Origin of the sequence: Mycobacterium scrofulaceum (genome assembly GCF_001667885.1) — a bacterium.
Taxonomy (GTDB): Bacteria; Actinomycetota; Actinomycetes; order Mycobacteriales; family Mycobacteriaceae; genus Mycobacterium; species Mycobacterium scrofulaceum_C.
Map to the genome: position 1 here is coordinate 10,901 of NZ_LZJW01000083.1, position 19,684 is coordinate 30,584.

General features: G+C 67.5%; 19 protein-coding genes. 10 read left to right on the top strand and 9 right to left on the bottom strand.

Translation table 11 applies throughout. The annotated features are described in order from the left end of the window. Window position 1: 1 nt before the first annotated feature. From A5681_RS12180 to A5681_RS12210, 7 genes are read left to right on the top strand one after another with little or no spacing between them, the layout of a single operon-like run. Window positions 2-1,057 (top strand): MlaD family protein, encoded by a 1,056-nt coding sequence (locus A5681_RS12180; protein WP_067274589.1) that lies wholly within the window; start codon window positions 2-4, stop codon window positions 1,055-1,057. Beyond that, window positions 1,050-2,096 (top strand): MCE family protein, encoded by a 1,047-nt coding sequence (locus A5681_RS12185; RefSeq protein ID WP_067274381.1) that lies wholly within the window; start codon window positions 1,050-1,052, stop codon window positions 2,094-2,096. The genes A5681_RS12180 and A5681_RS12185 overlap by 8 nt, the downstream gene beginning before the upstream one ends. After that, window positions 2,087-3,208: an MCE family protein gene (locus A5681_RS12190; RefSeq protein WP_419866317.1), complete on the top strand. Its 1,122-nt coding sequence runs from the start codon at window positions 2,087-2,089 to the stop codon at window positions 3,206-3,208. The genes A5681_RS12185 and A5681_RS12190 overlap by 10 nt, the downstream gene beginning before the upstream one ends. Beyond that, window positions 3,205-4,404, top strand: coding sequence for an MlaD family protein (locus A5681_RS12195; RefSeq protein WP_067274387.1), 1,200 nt, complete (start codon window positions 3,205-3,207; stop codon window positions 4,402-4,404). Before A5681_RS12190 ends, A5681_RS12195 begins: the two co-directional genes overlap by 4 nt. Beyond that, window positions 4,401-5,651, top strand: coding sequence for an MlaD family protein (locus tag A5681_RS12200; RefSeq protein WP_067274390.1), 1,251 nt, complete (start codon window positions 4,401-4,403; stop codon window positions 5,649-5,651). Before A5681_RS12195 ends, A5681_RS12200 begins: the two co-directional genes overlap by 4 nt. Before the next feature lie 30 nt (window positions 5,652-5,681). Then, entirely contained in the window at window positions 5,682-6,338 is a 657-nt protein-coding gene (locus A5681_RS12205) for a tetratricopeptide repeat protein (RefSeq protein WP_067274391.1), read from the top strand. 18 nt (window positions 6,339-6,356) lie between these two features. Continuing rightward, window positions 6,357-7,124 carry a mannan-binding family protein gene (locus A5681_RS12210; protein ID WP_067274393.1) on the top strand — a complete coding sequence of 256 codons (768 nt, stop codon included), beginning with the start codon at window positions 6,357-6,359 and terminating at the stop codon, window positions 7,122-7,124. Window positions 7,125-7,145: 21 nt separating this feature from the next. On the opposite strand, the gene A5681_RS12215 is transcribed toward A5681_RS12210, so the two are convergent. Together A5681_RS12215 and metH are read right to left on the bottom strand one after the other, a co-directional pair. Next, window positions 7,146-7,427 (bottom strand): hypothetical protein, encoded by a 282-nt coding sequence (locus A5681_RS12215; protein ID WP_067274395.1) that lies wholly within the window; start codon window positions 7,425-7,427, stop codon window positions 7,146-7,148. 38 nt (window positions 7,428-7,465) lie between these two features. Continuing rightward, on the bottom strand, window positions 7,466-11,233 hold the full coding sequence (gene metH, locus A5681_RS12220; protein ID WP_067274398.1) for a methionine synthase: 3,768 nt from the start codon (window positions 11,231-11,233) through the stop codon (window positions 7,466-7,468). A 368-nt stretch (window positions 11,234-11,601) separates the two neighbouring features. On the opposite strand from metH, the gene A5681_RS12225 reads away from it, so the two are divergent. Continuing rightward, the gene (locus tag A5681_RS12225; protein WP_067274400.1) at window positions 11,602-12,492 is read left to right on the top strand and encodes a PAC2 family protein; all 891 of its coding nucleotides are present in this window, start codon (window positions 11,602-11,604) and stop codon (window positions 12,490-12,492) included. A gap of 115 nt (window positions 12,493-12,607) precedes the next feature. Here A5681_RS12225 and A5681_RS12230 read toward each other — a convergent pair whose 3' ends face one another. The 7 genes from A5681_RS12230 to A5681_RS12260 all read right to left on the bottom strand — a co-directional run bounded on the left by A5681_RS12230 (window position 12,608) and on the right by A5681_RS12260 (window position 18,239). Beyond that, window positions 12,608-13,489, bottom strand: coding sequence for an SDR family oxidoreductase (locus A5681_RS12230; protein ID WP_067274593.1), 882 nt, complete (start codon window positions 13,487-13,489; stop codon window positions 12,608-12,610). Between the two features lie 19 nt (window positions 13,490-13,508). Next, window positions 13,509-14,744, bottom strand: coding sequence for a cysteine--1-D-myo-inosityl 2-amino-2-deoxy-alpha-D-glucopyranoside ligase (gene mshC, locus A5681_RS12235; protein WP_067274403.1), 1,236 nt, complete (start codon window positions 14,742-14,744; stop codon window positions 13,509-13,511). 24 nt (window positions 14,745-14,768) lie between these two features. Continuing rightward, window positions 14,769-15,557 (bottom strand): 3'(2'),5'-bisphosphate nucleotidase CysQ, encoded by a 789-nt coding sequence (locus tag A5681_RS12240; protein ID WP_067274406.1) that lies wholly within the window; start codon window positions 15,555-15,557, stop codon window positions 14,769-14,771. Between the two features lie 57 nt (window positions 15,558-15,614). Continuing rightward, window positions 15,615-16,430, bottom strand: coding sequence for an SCO1664 family protein (locus tag A5681_RS12245; RefSeq protein ID WP_082968330.1), 816 nt, complete (start codon window positions 16,428-16,430; stop codon window positions 15,615-15,617). Then, window positions 16,414-17,001: a DUF3090 domain-containing protein gene (locus A5681_RS12250; protein WP_046186213.1), complete on the bottom strand. Its 588-nt coding sequence runs from the start codon at window positions 16,999-17,001 to the stop codon at window positions 16,414-16,416. The genes A5681_RS12245 and A5681_RS12250 overlap by 17 nt, the downstream gene beginning before the upstream one ends. Window positions 17,002-17,074: 73 nt before the next feature. After that, window positions 17,075-17,842, bottom strand: a complete 768-nt coding sequence (locus A5681_RS12255) for a histidine phosphatase family protein (protein ID WP_067274418.1) — start codon at window positions 17,840-17,842, stop codon at window positions 17,075-17,077. A gap of 94 nt (window positions 17,843-17,936) precedes the next feature. Beyond that, entirely contained in the window at window positions 17,937-18,239 is a 303-nt protein-coding gene (locus A5681_RS12260; protein ID WP_067274422.1) for a hypothetical protein, read from the bottom strand. A 170-nt stretch (window positions 18,240-18,409) separates the two neighbouring features. Here A5681_RS12260 and A5681_RS12265 point away from each other — a divergent pair, with 170 nt between their 5' ends. Both A5681_RS12265 and A5681_RS12270 read left to right on the top strand, forming a co-directional pair. Next, entirely contained in the window at window positions 18,410-19,417 is a 1,008-nt protein-coding gene (locus A5681_RS12265) for a YncE family protein (RefSeq protein WP_231996297.1), read from the top strand. Continuing rightward, the gene (locus A5681_RS12270; RefSeq protein WP_067274428.1) at window positions 19,414-19,668 is read left to right on the top strand and encodes a DUF5703 family protein; all 255 of its coding nucleotides are present in this window, start codon (window positions 19,414-19,416) and stop codon (window positions 19,666-19,668) included. The genes A5681_RS12265 and A5681_RS12270 overlap by 4 nt, the downstream gene beginning before the upstream one ends. Window positions 19,669-19,684 lie beyond the last annotated feature (16 nt).

Here is a 19,684-nt window from a genome sequence, read left to right on the forward strand (position 1 = left end):
CATGAAGTTTCGAGGCCCGCTCATCGCGTTGACCCTGTTCATGGTGGTCTCGTTTACGCTGACGTGGCTGGTGTACGTGAGCCTGCGGCGTGACGTGGCCGGCGACACCGCCAGGTATTCGGCGGTGTTCAGCGACGTGTACGGGCTGCGCGAAGGCGACGACGTCCGGATGGCCGGGGTGCGCGTCGGCCGGGTCGAAAAGATCGAGCTCGACGGTAATCTCGCGAAGGTCTCGTTCGTGGTGCAGCAGGAGCAACGGCTGTTCGGAAACACCCTCGCGTCGGTCACCTACCAGAACATCGTCGGCCAGCGTTACCTCGGACTGTCGTTGGGCAAGGAAGGCAGCCCGCAGCTGCTCCCGCCGGGCAGCACGATTCCGCTGGAACGCACCGAACCCTCCTTCGACGTCACCACGCTGCTGAACGGCTACGAACCGTTGTTCAGCCTGCTGAACCCCCACGACGCCGACAACCTCACCAAGGGCATCATCGCCTCGCTGCAAGGCGACACGTCATCGCTGACCACGCTGGTCGGCCAGACCTCCACGCTCACCGAGACATTCGCGGGCCGGGACCAGGCCCTCGGCAGCGTGATCACCAATCTGAACAAGGTGATGGCCAACCTCGCCCAGCAGAACGACAACCTCGACGGGGTCATTACCCAAACCCGCAGTGTCGTCGGCGAGCTCGACGTCCGGCGGCAGGCCCTGGTCGACTCGGTGGGTTCGCTGGCCCGGGTGACCGGCCGGCTGTCGGCCTCGGCGACGGACGTGTATCCGGCCCTGCGCGAATTCATCGACCGCCAGCCCGGTGCCACCAAACACATCATGGAGGTCGAACCGCAGGTGGCGTTCTTCGGCGACAACATCCCGCTGCTGCTGAAGGGGCTGGCCCGGGTCGGCAACCAGGGCGCCTATGGCAATGCCTACGTGTGCGACGTGAACTTCATGGGGTTCTTCCCCGGCCTCAACGATGTGGTGCCGATCATCGTCAATGCCGCCACGCCGGGCAACAAAGCGTGGCACAGCCCGAGATGCAGGAGCACGGCCGATGGCTGACGCGTCCGTATGGCAGCGGATGAAGAACCGTCCGCTGGAAAGCTACAACAAGACCTGGCTGGGGTTCATCGCCGTCGCGGTGGTCGCGGTGGTCATCGCGGTCATGCTGCTCGTCCACGCGCTCGGCGCCGGATACCGGCACTACACCGCCGAGTTCCTGCAAGCCGCCTCGCTGCGGGCCGGCAACCCGATCGTGGTCGCCGGCATCCCGGTGGGCAACGTCACCAGCATGAAACTCGTCGGCGACCACGTCGAGGCGGGGCTGAAGATCCGGGACAACATCGCGCTCGGGAAGGATTCCCGCGCGCAGATCAAGGTGACCACCATCTTGGGTTCGCGGTACCTCGCGCTGGAACCCAGCGGTCCGGCGCACCTGCCCAACAACACCTTCGACCTGCGGCACACCGAGGTGCCCTATGACCTGCAAGCCGCGCTGCAGGACGCCACCACCACGTTCGAGCAGGTCGACTCCGACCGGTTCGCGCAATCGCTGGCGGTGCTCGGCAAGCAGCTCGAAGGACTGCCGGCGGTTGTGCCGCAGGCGATTTCGAACATCCACACGCTGTCGTCGATCATCGCGGTGCGCCGCGACCAGTTGGGCCAGCTCCTGCGCAGCACCGAGCAGGTGACCAACACGTTGCGGCGCCAACAGGCCGACATCGGCACCCTGGTCAACCAGGGCCAAGACCTGCTGGGCCAATTCGTCGCGCGGCGAGCGGTTTTCCACGCGATGATGCAATCCCTGTCGAGCCTGGTCGACACCATGAGCCAGGTCGTAATCAGCGACCGGCCGGCTCTGGACGCGCTGATCAAGGACATGCGTGACTTCACCAACCTGATGTCCGCGCACGACGACCTGCTGCACAGCATGCTGCAAACCAGCCCGATCTTCTTCCGGGAGGCCGCCAACCTAACGGGTGACGGGAACGCGATCAACTTCAACGCGCCCAACGTCCCGGCGATCGACTCGTGGATGTGCGCAATCAGCGGCCGCGCCAAGCAGTTCGGCATGATCCAATATTTCAAGGACTGCAAGTGAAGGGGCTCGCGTCGAAATCGGTGGCCATCATCGCGGCCCTGGCGGCGATCGCCGCAGTCGCCGGCATCGGCTGGTGGTGCTTCGGTTCCGACGAGGACACGATCACCGTGACCGCCCAGTTCGACAGCGCCGCAGGCCTCTACGAGGGCAACGAGGTGGCGGTCCTCGGCATGCCGGTCGGCAAGATCACCAAGATCACCGCCAAGGGCGGCTACGTCGAAGTCGATTTCACCGTCGACCGCCACGTCCAAGTTCCGGCCACCGCGCAGGCCGTCACCGTGTCAACCTCCATCCTCACCGACCGGCAGATCGAACTCACACCGCCGTATCACGGCGGACCGACCCTGCAAAACCACGACACCATCGGATTGCCCCGGACCAAGACGCCCGTCGAATTCAGCAGCGTCCTCAACGTTTTGGACAAGGTGACCAAGTCGCTCGAGGGCGACGGCCGCGGCGGCGGGCCGATCGCCGACGTGCTGAACGGCGGCACCCAGGTCGTCGACGGCAACGGGGAAAGAATCAAGTCCGCGCTCGGCGAGCTGTCCAAGGCGCTGCGCCTGTCCAGCGACGGCGGTGCGGCGACCCGCGAGCAGATCACCACGATCGTCAGGAACATCAGCTCCCTGTTCGACGCCGTGGCCGCCAACGACACCAAGCTGCGCGAATTCGCCTCCACCATCCACCAAGTCAGCCAGGTCATGGCCGACGAGGACCTCGGCAGCGGCAGCACGGGACGGAAACTCGACGCACTGATCCAGCGGGCCGGCGACCTGCTCGACGCCAACCGCGACAACATCAAGCAGACCGCGCTGAACGGCAACGCCACGCTGCAGATGGTGACCGACCAGCGGCGCGACCTGGCCGAGCTCCTGGACCTGGCTCCGCTGGTGGCCGACAACGCCTACAACATGATCGACCGGTCCAACGGCAGCGTCCGCGCACGCTTCCTGACGGATCGGTTGCTCTTCGATAGCCAGTACACGAAAGAGATCTGCAACCTGATGGGCCTTCGGCAGCTGGGCTGCAGCACCGGGACGATCCAGGACTTCGGCCCAGATTTCGGTTTGACCTACGTGCTGGACGGCATGGCCGCGATGGGGCAGAAATGATCACCGTGGGCCCGCGGGGCCTGCTGGCGGCGGTGGCCGCGGCGATGGTGACCGCCGGATGCGCCACGAACGGCCTTGCCAGCCTGCCCCTTCCGGCCCCCGGCCTGGGTTCGGGAGGCTACTCGCTGAACGCCGTGTTCTCCAACGCACTCAACCTGCCGATGAACGCCAAGGTGAAACTCGCCGGCGCCGACGTGGGGCAGCTCGAGTCGATGGTCGCGCGCAACTACACCGCGGTCACCCGGCTCCGCATCAGGGACGGCGTGCAACTGCCCCGGGAGAGCACCGCCGAATTGCGGACCGCGACACCGCTGGGCGACGTGTTCGTCGCCCTGAAGCCGCCGGCCGCCGGCGAGCCGGACGCACCACTGTTGAAGGACGGCGACACTATCGGCCTGGACTCGACGGCGGCCGCCGCGACCGTCGAGTCGGTGTTGAGCTCGGCGGCGATTCTGGTGAACGGCGGGGCGGTACGCAATTTCACCAACATCATCAACGGTTTCGGCAAGGCGACCGGCGACCAGGGCCAGGCGTTCGGCGACATGATCCGCAAGTCCAACGAGCTGCTCGGAACGCTGGACTCGCGGTCCGATCAGATCTCGACCGCGTTGACCCAATTGTCGCGCCTGGCCGATGAACTCGACGCCAAGGACCAAACCATCAGCGAGCTGATGGCGGCCGCCCGTCCCGCCACTTCGGCCCTGGCCGACAACACCGCCCAGCTCTCCGACCTGGCCGTGCAGGTGGGCGACACCTCCCGGCTGCTGGCCCGGTTCCCGTCGATCGGCGGGACCGACACCAGCGGCCGCAGCATCATCCGCGACCTGAACACGGTCGCCGGGGCCGCCAATGACGTTGCGGTGAGCCCCGACACCAGCTGGCTGGCGCTGAACCGGCTGATCCCGCCATTGGTCAAATCGACCGCCGGCAACTCGATTTCGGTGAACGTGGGTGTGGACAAGATCATGCTGGGATCGCTTCCCGATATCGGATTCCCCGGCGACATCGGACTGCACGGCCCGCACCACTACAACGTGAACCTGCTCGTCGGCACCCTCAAGTACACCCTGTGGCGGCTGCAGGAACGCGTGGTCGGCCGCGGGCCGAATTCGCCTCAGGTTCCGGTCATTCCGGACCCGAATATCCCCGGCCAAATCGACGTTGCCCCCGGACCGCCGCAGGGACCGCACCCATGATCGACAACGTCGCCAACGTCATCGTCCGGGCGGTGCGCACCGGCCACCGGCAGCAGGTCTGGCTGTCGGTGGCCGGCTTGGCGCTCATACTGGTCGTCGCCACCGCGTACCTGCTCATCGGCGCGCTGCGGGTGAAGCCCTTCGCCACGGCGTACCGCGTCACCGTGCAGCTGCCGGAATCCGGCGGCTTGCTGCCTAACCAGGACGTCGCGCTACGGGGAGTGCGCGTCGGCCGGGTCGAGTCGCTGAGGATCACCGACAACGGCGTCAACGCCATCGCCAGCATCACGTCGAACGTGCGGATACCGGCCAACAGCGTGGTGCACGTCTCGGCGCTGTCGCCGGCCGGCGAGCAATACATCAACTTCGAGGCCGCATCGGACGCCGGGCCGTATCTACACGACGGCAGCCTCATCACCTCCGACCGCGCCACGGTTCCGGTCAGCCTCGCGCAATTGCTCGGTGACGCCGACGGGCTGCTGGCCCAGGTCGACCCGCACAAGGTCGAGCTGATCAAGAAGGAACTGAGCCTGAGCAAGGACGGCCCGGCGAAGCTGACTGCGATCGTCGACGGCGGCACGTTCCTGCTTTCCACGCTCGATTCGGTGCTGCCTCAAACCACCAGCATCATCAAGACGAGCCGGGTCGTGCTCACGCTGGCGAGCGACAAGAACGCCGGGCTGGGCGCTGCCGCAACGGAACTCGACCGAACGCTGACCGGCGTGGCCAGGATGCAGGCCGGCTATCGCCGCTTGACCGGGCAAACCCCGCGCACGCTTTCCGCGGTCGACAACCTGTTCACCGACAACTCCGACACCATGGTGCAGCTGCTGGGCAGCATGGCGACCATGTCGCAGCTGCTCTATCTACGCGTTCCGGCGCTCAACGCACTGTTCCCCGATTACCGTGGGTCCGTGTTGGACGCGGTGACAAGCGCATTTCACGATCACGGGGTCTGGGCCACGGCCGACTTGTACCCGCGCTACGTCTGCGACTACGGGACGCCGTCGCACGCCTCCTCCGCCGCCGACTACTACGAGCCGTTCATGTACACCTACTGCCGCGACGACGACCCCGCGGTCTCGATCCGGGGAGCCAAGAACGCGCCGCGGCCGGGCGGCGACGACACCGCCGGACCCCCGCCTGGTGCGGACCTGGGCCGTCTCACCGATCCGACCCCGCGTGGTCGCTACACGATTCCCACCCCCTACGGCGGTCCGCCCCTGCCGATCGAACCGCCGCACTAAGCCGTCAACCCCCATCTCGAGGAGCTCATCGTGATCGTGACCACCAAGAAGAACCCGAAGGCCGAGGCGCGCGTCGACGTGGATCCGGATGACGAAAGCCGTTTGGCCGCAACCGAAGACACCGAGGAGGTGGGCGTCGACGAGCAACCCGACGAAGAAGACGGGGTGCTGCTCAAAGGCAAGCCTCGCCAGACCGAGCACGGGCGCCGCTGGAAGCGCTACCTGCGCCGCGGCGTGCTGCCGGCGCTACTCGTTGCCTCGCTTGCCGTCTCGGGATTCCTCGGCTGGCGGCAATGGCAGGAACATCAAGTCAAACTCGCCGGCGAGCAGGCCCAGCAGGCCGCCATCGCCTACGCGCAGGTGCTGACGAGCATTGACTCGAACAAGGTCGACGACAACTTCAGGCAGGTCCTCGACGGCGCGACGGGCGAGTTCAAGGACATGTACACCCAATCCAGCGTCAAACTGCGGCAGCTCCTGATCGACAATAAGGCGACGGCGCACGGTGTGGTGGTCGACTCGGCGATCCAGTCCGAATCCACCAGCAAGGTCGTCGTGCTCGTCTTCATCGACCAAACCGTCACCAACACCGCGGCACCCGACCCGCGCATCGACCGCAGCCGGATCAAGATGACCATGGAGAAGGTCGATGGTCGCTGGCGGGCAAGCAAAGTCCAACTCCTCTGAGCCGGGCGGAGGCACCTGATGCTGAAGAGACTGTCGGCGGCGTTCGTATTGGTCGCGGCGACAACGGTTCCCACCGCGCCCACCGCGCACGCATCCGCCCCGTCGTTCTGCGGTGAACTGGGCGGTGACTGGGACGGCCAGTACTGCCACACCTCGGTGACATCGGAACGCAACGCCGTGCGGGACATCAAGGTCGCCGTGCCCGACGACCTGGTCGACAACCCGACCACCGGCCCGGTGATCCGCGACTACCTGCACACCCTGGTCAACAATTGGAAGACCGCCAACGCCCACATGGCGGCCGACAGCTACGGCGAGGAGAACTTCGAAGTTTTCCGGCACGGGAACCTGCTCAGCGCCGTATTCCACGAGGACTACCACGCCGACGGCCCGAAGCCTAACAACGCCTACCGCACCTTCACGTTCGACATGGCCAGCGGCCGGCGGATGCAGCTGGCGGACCTGACGACGTCGAACCCGCTGACCGCAATTCCCCCACTGGCCCAACCGTTTATCGAAACGGCGCTCAATCGGGCGCCCCCGCCCCATGATCCAGGCACCTACCCGTTCGTGGTCGACCGCTGGACGCCGGACAAGGTCTACTCCGGGGCCTACAAGGCGTGGGCGTTGACGCCCGACGAGCTGATCCTCTACATGCCCGACTACCCGGTAGGACACGACGAGCCGCTCAACTTCACCCCCGGCCTCATGCAGTGGTTCATGGATGGGGGCACCGTGCAGGCGCACATTCCGCTGTCGGCCCTGGCGCCGGTGCTGCGCGTCTAGCTCCGCGGCTCCGGGGTTGTCTCAGTTGGCCTTTCGACGGTGCAGGTCGATCGATATCACGTCGGCCGCATGTTCGCTGCGGATTACCTGACCGTCGTCCCCTGTGGCCGCGCGGCTGCTGCGGGCCGAGAATCGGACGCTTGTCGCCAGATCGCTGTAGTCCCAGGCCAAATCGCCGACTTCGCGTTTCGCGCGGCCGAGCGCGGTACACAGCGCTCCGACGATGCGCCGGACGTGCAGGACCGTGACATTGACGGTCTCCACGGCGATGTCGGCAATGCGGTTCAACTCTCGCTCCAGCATGAACGTCTCTCCCCCTGAATCTTCCCCTGAGTTTAGGCTCAGTCCTCCGGGTTGTAGCCGAGATTGGGGGCGAGCCAGCGCTCCGCTTCCTGCAGCGTCCAGCCCTTGCGCTTCGCGTAATCGGCGACCTGGTCCTGGCCCAGCCGGCCGACCACGAAGTACTGCGACTGCGGGTGCGAGAAATACCAGCCGCTGACTGCCGCGCCGGGCCACATCGCCATCGACTCGGTCAGCTCGATGCCGGTTCGCTCCTTGACGTCCATCAACTTCCAGAGCGTCACCTTCTCGGTGTGCTCCGGGCAGGCTGGGTAGCCGGGCGCGGGCCGGATTCCCCGGTACTTCTCGTCGATGAGCGCCTCGTTGTCCAGCTGCTCGTCGGGCTGAAATCCCCAGAACTCCTTGCGGACCCGCTGGTGCATCCGTTCGGCGAACGCCTCGGCCAGCCGGTCGGCGACCGACTCCAGCAGGATCGCGCTGTAGTCGTCGAGGGCCGCCTTGAATTCGGCGATCTTCTCCTGGCTGCCGAGCCCCGCGGTGACGGCGAAGGCGCCGATGTAGTCGGCCTGCCCGGTGTCCTTGGGCGCGATGAAGTCGCCCAGCGACCGGTTGGGGATGCCGTCGCGGTGCTCGCCCTGCTGGCGCAGGTTGTGCAGGGTGGTCAGCACCTCGGTGCGGGTGTCGTCGGTGTAGACCTCGATGTCGTCCCCGACGGCGTTAGCGGGGAAGAAGCCGATCACGCCGTTGGCGGTCAGCCACTTCTCCTTGATCAGGGTGTCGAGCATCTGCTGGGCGTCGTCGTACAGCTTGCGGGCGGCCTCGCCGGACGCCGGGTTGTTGAGGATGTCGGGGAAGCGGCCCTTCATCTCCCAGGCGTTGAAGAAGGGCTGCCAGTCGATGTACTCCCGCAGCTCGGCGAGGTCGTAATCGTGGAACTCGCGCACGCCAAGGCCTTGGGCCGGAACCGGCGGCGTGTAGCCGTTCCATTCGATCGGCGTGCGGTTCGCGCGGGCCTTTTCCAGCGTGAGCATCGGCCGCTCGTTCTTCTGCGAATGCCGTTCGCGCAGCGACGCGTAGTCCTTCTCGGTGGCCTCCAGCAGGGGACCACGCTGCTTGTCGTCGAGCAGCGCGGCCGCGACGGGCACCGAGCGGGACGCGTCCTTGACCCAGACCACCGGACCGCTGCGACGCGGCGATATCTTCACGGCGGTGTGGGCGCGCGAGGTGGTCGCGCCACCGATCAGCAGCGGAATCTCCAGCCCCTGCCGCTCCATCTCGACGGCGAAGTTGGTCATCTCGTCCAGCGACGGGGTGATCAGCCCGGACAGCCCGATGATGTCGGCGTCGTGCTCCTTGGCCGCGGCGAGGATCCTGTCGGCGGGCACCATCACACCGAGGTCGATCACCTCAAAGTTGTTGCACTGCAGGACGACCCCGACGATGTTCTTGCCGATGTCGTGGACGTCACCTTTCACGGTCGCCATCACGATGGTGCCGTTGGTGTCCTTGGCAGCAGCCGTGCCGTTCTGCTCTTTCTCTTGTTCGATGAACGGCAGCAGGTACGCGACGGCCTTCTTCATCACCCGGGCCGACTTCACCACCTGGGGCAAAAACATCTTGCCCGAGCCGAACAGGTCGCCGACGACGTTCATCCCGTCCATCAGCGGGCCCTCGATCACCTCGATCGGGCGGCCGCCCGCGGCGGCGATCTCGGCCCGCAGTTCCTCGGTGTCCTCATCGACGTGGGCGTCGATGCCCTTGACCAGGGCGTGCGTGATCCGCTCGCGCACTGGGAGATTGCGCCATTCGGCGGTCGCCGGGCCCTCGCTTTGCTCCGATTTGTTGAACCGCTCGGCGATCTCCAACAGCCGTTCGGCCGCGTCCTCACGGCGGTTCAGCACGACGTCCTCGATGCGGTCGCGCAGCTCGGGGTCGATCGAGTCGTAGGGCACCAGCGCGCCGGCGTTGACGATGCCCATGTCCAGGCCGGCCTTGATGGCGTGGTACAGAAACACCGCGTGGATCGCCTCGCGGACCGGGTTGTTGCCCCGGAACGAGAACGACACGTTGGAGATGCCGCCGGAGATGTGCACTCCCGGAAGGTTTTCCTTGATCCAGGCGCAGGCCTCGATGAAGTCGATGCCGTAGGTCGCGTGCTCCTCGATGCCGGTGGCCAGCGCGAAGCAGTTCGGGTCGAAGATGATGTCCTCGGGCGGGAAGCCGACCTGTTCGGTCAGGATCCGGTAGGCGCGCCCGCAGATCTCCTTGCGCCGCTCCAGGTTGTCGGCCTGACCCTGTTCATCGAAGGCCATCACGACGACGGCGGCGCCGTATTTGCGGCACAGCCGCGCCTCGCGGATGAACTTCTCCTCGCCCTCCTTCATGGAGATCGAGTTGACGATCGGCTTGCCCTGCACGTTCTTCAGGCCCGCCTCGATGACCTCCCACTTGGAGGAGTCGATCATCACCGGCACGCGGCTGATGTCCGGCTCGGCCGCGATCAGCTTGGTGAACCGGTCCATCGCGGCGACGCCGTCGATCATGCCCTCGTCCATGTTGATGTCGATGACCTGCGCGCCGACCTCGACTTGCTGCAGCGCGACCGACAGCGCGGTGTCGTAGTCCTCGGCCTTGATCAGGTTGCGGAACCGGGCCGAGCCGGTGATGTTGGTGCGCTCACCGATGTTGACGAACAGGGAGTCCTCGGTGATGTTGAGCGGCTCCAGGCCGGCGAGCCGGGTGGCCGTTTCGATTTGCGGCACCTCGCGCGGCGCCTTACCCTCGACGACCTTGGCGATCTCGGCGATGTGCGGCGGCGCCGTCCCGCAGCAGCCACCGACCAGGTTGACCAAGCCGGCCTCGGCGAAGTCGGCGATGTAGCCGGCCTGACGCTCCGGTGTCTCGTCGTACTCCCCGAATGCATTGGGCAATCCCGCATTTGGATAACAGGAGACGAAGGTGTCCGCGATCCGCGCCATCTCGGCGATGTAAGGCCTCATCTCCGGCGCGCCAAGGGCGCAGTTGAGGCCGACCGCTAGCGGCTTGGCGTGCCGGATCGAGTTCCAGAAAGCCTCCGTGACCTGACCGGACAGTGTCCGCCCGGACGCGTCGGTGATGGTGCCCGAGATGATCACCGGCCAGCGGCGTCCACGATCCTCGAACAGCGTCTCGACGGCGAACACCGCCGCCTTCGCGTTCAGTGAGTCGAAGATCGTCTCGATGATGAGCAGGTCGGCACCACCGTCGACCAGGCCGTTGGCGGCCTCCAGGTAGGCGGCGACCAGTTGGTCGTAGGAGACGTTGCGGGCGCCGGGGTCGTTGACGTCCGGCGAGATCGACGCGGTGCGCGTGGTCGGGCCGATGGCGCCGGCGACGTAGCGGGGCTTCTCCGGGGTGCTGAACTCGTCGGCGGCCGCCCGGGCCAGGGCGGCACCGGCGTAGTTCAGCTCGTAGGCCAGGTCCTGCATGCCGTAATCGGACAGGGAGATCGCGTTCGCGTTGAACGTGTTGGTTTCCAGGATGTCGGCGCCGGCCTCGAGGTACTCGCGGTGGATGCCCTCGATGATCTGCGGCTGGGTCAGGTTGAGCAGGTCGTTGTTGCCCTGCAGGGCGGTCGGCCACTCGGTGAACCGGTCGCCGCGATAGCCGGCCTCGTCCGGCCGGTCGCGCTGGATCGCCGTCCCCATCGCGCCGTCGATCACCACGATCCGCTCACGGAGAGCGGCCGACAGTTCGTCGGTGCAGTCGGGACGGATGTTGGGCACGAAGCTCTCTGGCTCTGGCGCCTTTACAGGGACGGTCACGTGCATTCCTTCCGTAGCGGAAGGCGTCCTTGACTCTGCCGAGCGTGGCGGACACCGGTGGGAGCCGGATCCGTTGCAACGCCTCTCGACCCAAAAAAGTCTACGTCGTCCCCCGATCGACGTTTGGACGCCCAACTCATCGCCGCGATCGGCAGCCTGCGGATCCTGCCTGCGACGTGGTAGTTACCAAGGTTAACCAGTGTGAAGCCGAACGTATTTCGCCCTGATCGCGTCGGCGCCGGTTGCTGATGTCGTCGAGGGTCAGAACGGCACGCACCCCACAAGGATAGTCGTCCTATGGAATGCCCTTGAACGGTTGATGGGACCCTGCCCACAACGCCGAACATCGGCCGCAAAGGCCGTACGCTGATTCTGTGACCCCATCCGATGGCCCACCGTTTGGGAAAGCCGCACTGCCCGAACTGCACGACACCATCGTCGTGGCGGCGTTCGAGGGCTGGAACGACGCCGGCGACGCGGCCAGTGATGCCCTCGAGCACCTCGAGGCCATCTGGGAAGCCGACCCGATCCTGGAGATCGACGACGAGGCGTACTACGACTACCAGGTGAATCGGCCCGTCATTCGGCAGGTCGACGGGGTCACCCGGGAGCTGGTGTGGCCGGCCATGCGGATCTCGCACTGCCGGCCGCCGGGCAGCGACCGCGACGTCGTGTTGATGCACGGCGTGGAACCCAACATGCGCTGGCGCACCTTCTGCGCCGAATTGGTCGCCATCGCCGACAAGCTCAACGTGGACACCGTGGTCATCCTCGGTGCCCTGCTGGCCGACACGCCGCACACCCGGCCGGTCCCGGTCTCGGGCGCCGCCTACTCCCCCGAATCGGCGAAACGATTCGGGCTCGAGGAGAGCCGCTACGAGGGGCCCACCGGCATCGCCGGGGTTTTCCAGGACGCCTGCGTCGCCGCCGGGATCCCCGCCGTGACTTTTTGGGCGGCGGTACCGCACTACGTGTCGCAGCCACCCAACCCGAAGGCGACGGTGGCGCTGCTGCGCCGCGTCGAGGACGTGCTCGACATCGAGGTGCCGCTGGCCGACCTGCCGACCGACGCCGAGGAGTGGGAGCAGGCCATCACCGAGATGGCCGCAGAGGACGAGGACCTGGCCGAGTACGTGCAGTCGCTGGAACAGCGTGGCGACGCCGAGGTCGACATGAACGAGGCCCTGGGCAAGATCGACGGCGACGCGCTGGCCGCGGAGTTCGAGCGCTACCTGCGCCGACGGCGGCCCGGCTTCGGGCGCTAGCCCTGCTAGCGGCGATCGCAAGCGCGGCGTAGCCGGGCGCGGCGGGTCGCCGCCATCGAACCTAGCGGCGATCGCAAGCGCGGCGTAGCCGGGCGCCGGGTCGCCGCCATCGAACCTAGGCCTTCTTGCCCAGGCCCTGGTTGTAGGCGCTGGTGGAGCGCCCGAGCGCGACGACCTGGGCGTCCAGTTGGGGCAACAGCTCCGCGGTGGGCTTGTGCAGGGGCAGCTCCCCGGCCGGGGTGGACAGCACGGGCTTGATCCACCGGAAGAGGGCCACCCAGCGCGGGCAGTAGATCCGGGTCCGACGGGCCTCGATGCCCTTGACGAACGCGTCCGCGCACTTGTCGACGGTGGTGGTCTTGTTCAGCGGCCATGGGAAGCTGCTGAGCAGCTTGCCGAAGGCCGGCAGGTCGGCCTCGGTGTCGCGGACCAGGGCGGTGTCGATCCACGACATGTGCGACGAACCGACGCTGACGCCGCGGTGGGCGACCTCCAGCCGCAGCGCGTTGGCGAAGATTTCGACGGCGGCCTTAGACGCGTTGTAGGGGGCCAGGCCCGGACACGCGGCGTAGGCGGCCAGCGACGAAACGATGAGCACGTAGCCGCGGCGCTCGATCACCGAGGGCAGCGCCGCGCGCACGGTGTTGAACACGCCCAGCACGTTGATGTCCATCACCCGCTTGAACGCCTCGGGATCGACCTGCTGCACCGACCCATAACTGGCGATGCCGGCGTTGGCGACCACGACGTCGATGCCGCCGAAGCGCTCGACGGCCCGGGCGGCGACGGCCTGCATGGCGGGCAGGTCGCGCACGTCGGCGACGGCGGTCAGCACGCGGTCGTCGCCGATCTCGGCGGCCAGCGCGGTCAGCTCGGCGTCGTTGAGGTCGGTGAGCACGAGCTTGGCGCCCCTGTTGCCCAGCCGACGGGCGACCTCGGCCCCGATTCCCCGGGCCCCACCGGTGATGAAAACAACCTTGTCCTGCAGCGACGTCATGGCCGACAACGTACCGCGTTCACAACTCGACGCCGAGCAGCGCGTCGATTGCGGTTGCCACCAACCTCGGCGCCTCGGTGTCGTGACCGCCGTACTCGAGCGCGTCGGTTGTCCAACCGTCAAGCGCGGCAAGCGCTTTGGGTGTGTTCAGGTCGTCGGCCAGGTATTGGCGCACCCGCGCGATCACGTCGGCGGCGTCGGGGCCGGCGGGCAGCCCGGTGGCGGTGCGCCAGCGCCCCAGGCGGGCGGTGGCCTCGTCGAGCACCTGCCGGCTCCAGAACCGGTCGGCACGGTAGTGCCCAGACAGCAGGCCCAGCCGGATGGCCGCCGGCTCGATGCCCTGCGCGCGCAAGGCCGACACCAGCACCAGGTTGCCCCGGCTCTTGGACATCTTGTGCCCGTCCCAGCCGATCATGCCCGCGTGCACGTAGTGGCGCGCGAATCGCCGTTCACCCCTTACACATTCGGCGTGGGCGGCGGTGAATTCGTGATGCGGGAAGATCAGGTCGCTGCCGCCGCCCTGGATGTCCAGGCCGCTGCCGATGCGGCTGAGCGCGATCGCCGCGCACTCGACATGCCAGCCGGGCCGCCCGGCCCCGAACGGCGACGGCCAACTCGGCTCCCCCGGGCGGGCCGCCCGCCAGAGCAGCGCGTCCAGCTCGTCGGTCTTGCCGGGCCGGTCCGGGTCGCCGCCGCGCTCCCCAAACAGCCGGAGCATGGTTTCGCGGTCGTAGCCCGACTCGTAGCCGAACTGCGGCGTGGCGTCCGCGCGGTAGTACACGTCCGGGTAGTCGCCGTCGACGACGTACGCCGCGCCCGACGCCAGCATCTTCTCGACGAGCTCGACCACCTCGGGGATCGCCTGGGTGGCGGCGACGTAATCGCGCGGCGGCAGCACCCGCAGTGCCGCCATGTCCTCGCGGAAGCGCGCGACCTCACGATCGCCGAGCTCGCGCCAGTCCACACCGTCGCGCTGCGCGCGTTCGAACAGCGGATCGTCGACATCGGTGACGTTCTGCACGTAGTGCACCGCATGGCCCAGGTCCAGCCACTGCCGGTAGACCAGGTCGAAGGTCAGGTAGGTGGCCGCGTGGCCCAGATGCGTCGAGTCATACGGGGTGATGCCGCAGACGTACATCGTCGCTGTCGATCCGGGCGCCACCGGCCGCACCTGGCGGTCGGACGTGTCGAACAGCCGGAGTTCCGGGCCACGTCCCGGCAACACCGGCACCGGTGGAAACTCCCACGACTGCATGCCAACGACTCTAAACGCGGGAAGTCAGCGCCACGCGTCGCGGATGGCGGCGAGCAGGATCGGCGCCACCTCCGCGCGACACATCACGAAGTCGGGCAGGTACGGGTCGAGCTGGTTGTAGCGCATCGGCGAGCCGTCCAGCCGCGACGCGTGCATGCCGGCGGCCATCACCACCCCGGCGGGGGCCGCGTTGTCCCACTCCCACTGCCCGCCGGCGTGCAGGTAGGCGTCGACGTCGCCGTCGATGATGGCCATCGCCTTGGCGCCCGCCGAGCCGATCGCCACCGGCTGAATGGCCAGCGACTGGCGCATGCGGTGCAGCACGAAGGGCGGCCGGGTGGCGCTCACGGCGATGCGAAACGTGTGCGGTATGCCGGCGCGCGCGGCGTCGGCGGTGACGGTGTCGGTGCGGTACACCGTGTTCCCGCGGGCCGGCAACGACACCGCGGCGTCGGTGATCTCCCGCCGGCCGTCGGTGGGTCGCTGCCACAGCGCGATGTGGACAGCCCAATCGTCGCGGCCCGGCGTCGAGAACTCACGGGTGCCGTCCAGCGGGTCGATGATCCACACCCGGTCGTGTTTGAGCCGCACCAGATCGTCGTAGGCCTCCTCGCTGAGCACCGCGTCGTCGGGCCGCTCGGCGCGCAGCCGCCGCAGGATCAGCTCGTTGGCCAGGGCGTCGCCGGCGTCGCCCAACGCCCACGGGTGTCCAAAGCCGACCTCGTCGCGCACTTTCAGCAGCAATTCGCCCGCGTCCGCGGCGAGTTCGGCGGCCAGAGCGGCATCGGTCAACTCGTCCGGGCCCTGGCTCACCGGTTCAGTATCTCCGACGCCCGCGCGTGACCCGGTGGGTGGCTCGACGTGAGCGGCCTAAAACGCCGGCCAGGGAATGGGGCGGTGCCGGTTGGGTCCCGGCATCACCGGATCGTCGAGCAGCGCGTGCGCGCGCCTGCGCAACGCCGCGATCTCCGCCCGCGTGATGTGCTCGGCCAGTTCGTCACACAGCGCGCCGCCCAGGGCCTCGGTGAGTTTGGCAACCGCCTCCAGCATTTTCTGGTCGACCCGCTGGTGGGCCCACCCCCACAACACCGTGCGCAGCTTGTTCTCGACATGCAGGGACACCCCGTGGTCGACCCCGTAGACGTGCCCCTCGATGTCGCGCAGGACGTGGCCGCCTTTGCGGTCCGCGTTGTTGATGAGCACGTCGAAGACCGCCATGCGCCGCAACCGGATGTCGTCGGCGTGCATCAGGACGACCTCGTCGCCGGCGTAGTCGTAGGCCCGCAGCACCGGCAGATAACCCGGTTCCGGCTTGTTGGCGGGAAACAGGTCGACCAGGTCCGGGCCTGGTCGGGGCTCGGAGTCGGCCGCGTCGCCCGGCTGCTCCACCCACAGCTGCAACATGCCAGGACCGGCCGGCCCGTGACGAATCACCGTGTACGGCACGATGTTCCACCCCAGCTGCGTCGACACCAGGTACGCGGCGAGTTCGCGCCCCGCCAGCGTCCCGTCCGGAAAATCCCACAGCGGGGCCTCGCCGGAGATCGGTTTGTACACACAGTGCACCGTCGATTCGCCGAGCGTCGACTCGCACAAGAAGGTGGCGTTGCTGGCCGAGCGGATGCGTCCGAGGACCGTCAGCTCACCGTTGCGCAACACCTCACGGTCGTCAGGCCTCAAGTTCATCGTCAGGCCCGAGCAGCGCGCTGCGCCTATAGCCGTTGGCGCGCGCGCAGATATGGCCTTCGGGATCCAACGGTTCGTCGCACAGCGGGCATGGCGGCCGCCCCGCTGAGATCACGCGATTCGAGCGAGTGGCGAACTGGCGCGCCGACTCCGGCGTCAAGAACACCCGCACCGCGTCGGGCCCCTCCTCGGTGTCGTCGAGCACCACCGACGCGTCGAACTCGGCGTCGGTGACGGCCAGCAACTCGACCACCACGGTCTGGGCTTCGGAATCCCAGCCCAGGCCCATGGTTCCGACGCGGAACTCGGCATCCACCGGGGTGATCAACGGGTTCAAGTCCTCCACCTCGGCGGGCTCCGGAGGGACCGGTGTGCCGAACCGGCGATTCACCTCGAGCAGCAGCGCGCCGATGCGCTCGGCCAGGACCGCAACCTGCTGCTTCTCCAACACCACCGACACGACCCGGGAATCGTGCACAGCCTGGATGTAAAAGGTTCGGTTTCCAGGCTGACCAACGGTCCCGGCCACGAAGCGGTCGGGTGTGCGGAAGACGTGAATTGCGCGGGCCATGGCACCTCCAAAATACCGGCTGTTGCCTTCGCCGTGCGATTCGATTGCCCCCCTGCGCATCTTTTAAGCGGAATCAATCGGTTGAGCCGCCGACCACCGCGTCGCTGGAAGGCACCGGCTGTTCCGTTGCGGCCGCCGGGGACTCGCCGTCGGTCTCGGCCTTCGCTTTGTCCTGCGCGTCGTCCTTGGGCGGTGGTCCGGCCCGCAGCGCCGCCGCCAGTTTCGCGCCGGTGTGGTTGACGTGCAACACAAACGGGCGCAATTCGGTGTACCGGATCACATTCACCGATGCCGGGTCGGCGGTGACCCGCTGGAATGCGTCCAGGTGCATGCCGTAGGAGTCGGCGACGACCGCCTTGATGACATCACCGTGAGTGCAGGCCACCCACAGGGCGTCGCCGCCGCTCTCTCCCCCGAATTCCTGGGCCAGCCGGCGATCGTGTTCGCGGACGGCGGACACGGCGCGGGCCTGCACCTGCGCCAGGCCCTCGCCGCCCGGGAACACCGCCGCGCTCGGGTGGGCCTGCACGACCCGCCACAGCGGCTCGGTGGCCAGCTCGGAGATCTTGCGGCCGGTCCAGTCCCCGTAGTCCACCTCGGCCAGCCGGTCGTCGATCAGCGGTTCGAGGCAGAGCGCTTCGGCGAGCGGCTCGAGGGTGCGCCGGCAGCGCAGCAACGGCGAACTGACCAACGCGCGGATGGGCAGGTCACCGATCCGGTCGATCAGCCCGGCGGCCTGATCGCGGCCCTTGTCGTCCAGGTCGACGCCCTCGGAGCGGCCGGCCAGGATCCCGGCGGTGTTCGAGGTGGATCGGCCGTGCCGCAGCAGGATGACCGTCATGCAGCGTTATCCCATGCAGCGTTATCCCATCGGGACGGCCGACAGGCTGGGGCAACCACGCCCACGACCGTACCCGGTGCGAAGGCGCTGCTGACTAGTGCGATACCGGCACCGCGTGCGCCACCGAGTCGCGCACGGCGGCGGCGAGGCTGCGTTCGTCGGTGAGGTCGATGTCGACCAGGCTGCGGACCGCCGTGGCAACCACCTCGTCCGCCTGCGGAACCGGCCCGGCGAGGCGCGGTCGGTAAATTTCGACGACGAGCGAGCGGTGCTCGATGTGGAACGAAAAACTGCGCCCATCACCGACTTGTCCATACCCGCTGGCGAAGATTCCTGTCGACATATCTTCGACAGCAAACTCTTTCTCCGCGATCTGCCGGTCAACGATGACGGCCATGAGCCGACCATACCTCGCCCGCGGGACTTGATGTGCGCGACATGGCCATATTGGATGCGAAGGCGTTCCTTAGACTGGAAAGTCCATAGTCGTTACGCGAGGGAAAATAATTGCTGTCACGGCACCTGCGTCATCTACTGGCAGCTCAAGTCGGTTTATCTGCCGTCACGATTTTGCTGACGGCGATCGCGGGTTGTTCGGCCAATACATTCAAATCCGCGCCGCCCACCATCGAAGCGGCCACACCCGCCGTGTCCCCGCCGGCGTCCCAGCGCCCGGCCGGCGAGGTCCTTCCGCTGGCCGCCGCCGCGACCGCGGCGACCTTCGACGGCGGCACGCACCAGCTGGCGGTGCTGACGCCCGGCGCCGCCCCGGCGGGGCGGGCGACCGTCACCGTCTTCGGCGACCCGAAGGCCGCGCCGCGCGTCATCGCCCTGCCGGGACCGGCGACCGCGCTGACCGACGACGGCCACGGAACGCTGTTCCTGGCCACCCGGGGCGGCTACCTCGTGGTGGACCTGGCGACCGGCCGCGCGACGCAGGTGAACGTCACCGACGCCCAACAGGCCGATTTCACCGCGGCCGCCCTGCGCGCCGACGGCAGGCTGGTGCTGGGCAGCGCCGACGGGGCGGTCTACACCCTCGCTTCCCCCACGCCCGGCGCCATCAACACCGCGACCGTCGGAACCCGCAGCAAGATTTTCGCGCGGGTCGATTCGCTTGCCACCCAGGGAAATACGACGGCCGTGCTGGACCGGGGACAGACCTCGGTGACGACAATCGGCGCCGACGGCCAGGCGCAGCAGGCACTGCGAGCCGGCGAGGGCGCCACCACCATGACCGCGGATCCGCTGGGCCGCGTCCTGGTCGCCGACACCCGCGGCGGCCAGCTGCTGGTGTACGGCGTGGATCCGCTGATCTTGCGGCAGGCCTATCCGGTGCCCCAGGCGCCGTACGGCCTGGCCGGCTCCCGCGCGTTGAGCTGGGTAACCCAGACCGCTTCCAATATGGTGGTTGGTTACGATCTGTCCACCGGAATTCCCGTCGAAAAGGTGCGTTACCCCACCGTGCAGCAACCGAACTCAGTGGCGTTCGACGAAGCGTCAGACACCTTGTACGTGGTGTCGGGGTCCGGTGCGGGAGTCCAGGTGATCGAACACTCGGCGGGTACGCGTTGACCGCGCCGCGCAGCAGTCGGCTGCCCGCGGGCTGGGACACCGAGCTGTCCGACGAATACGAGTGGGTGCCGTTGCGCCTGCCGCCGGAGGTCACCCGACTCAGCGCGTCCACCCGGCTGTCCATCGAGGCCGAGTATCGCGGGTGGGAGCTGACCCGAGTACGGCTCTACACCGACGGAAGTAGGCGAGTGTTGTTGCGCCGCAAGAAATCACGGCTGGGAGCCCGGCTTCCGGACCAGCCGGAACTGTGACGGTGGCCCAACCCCG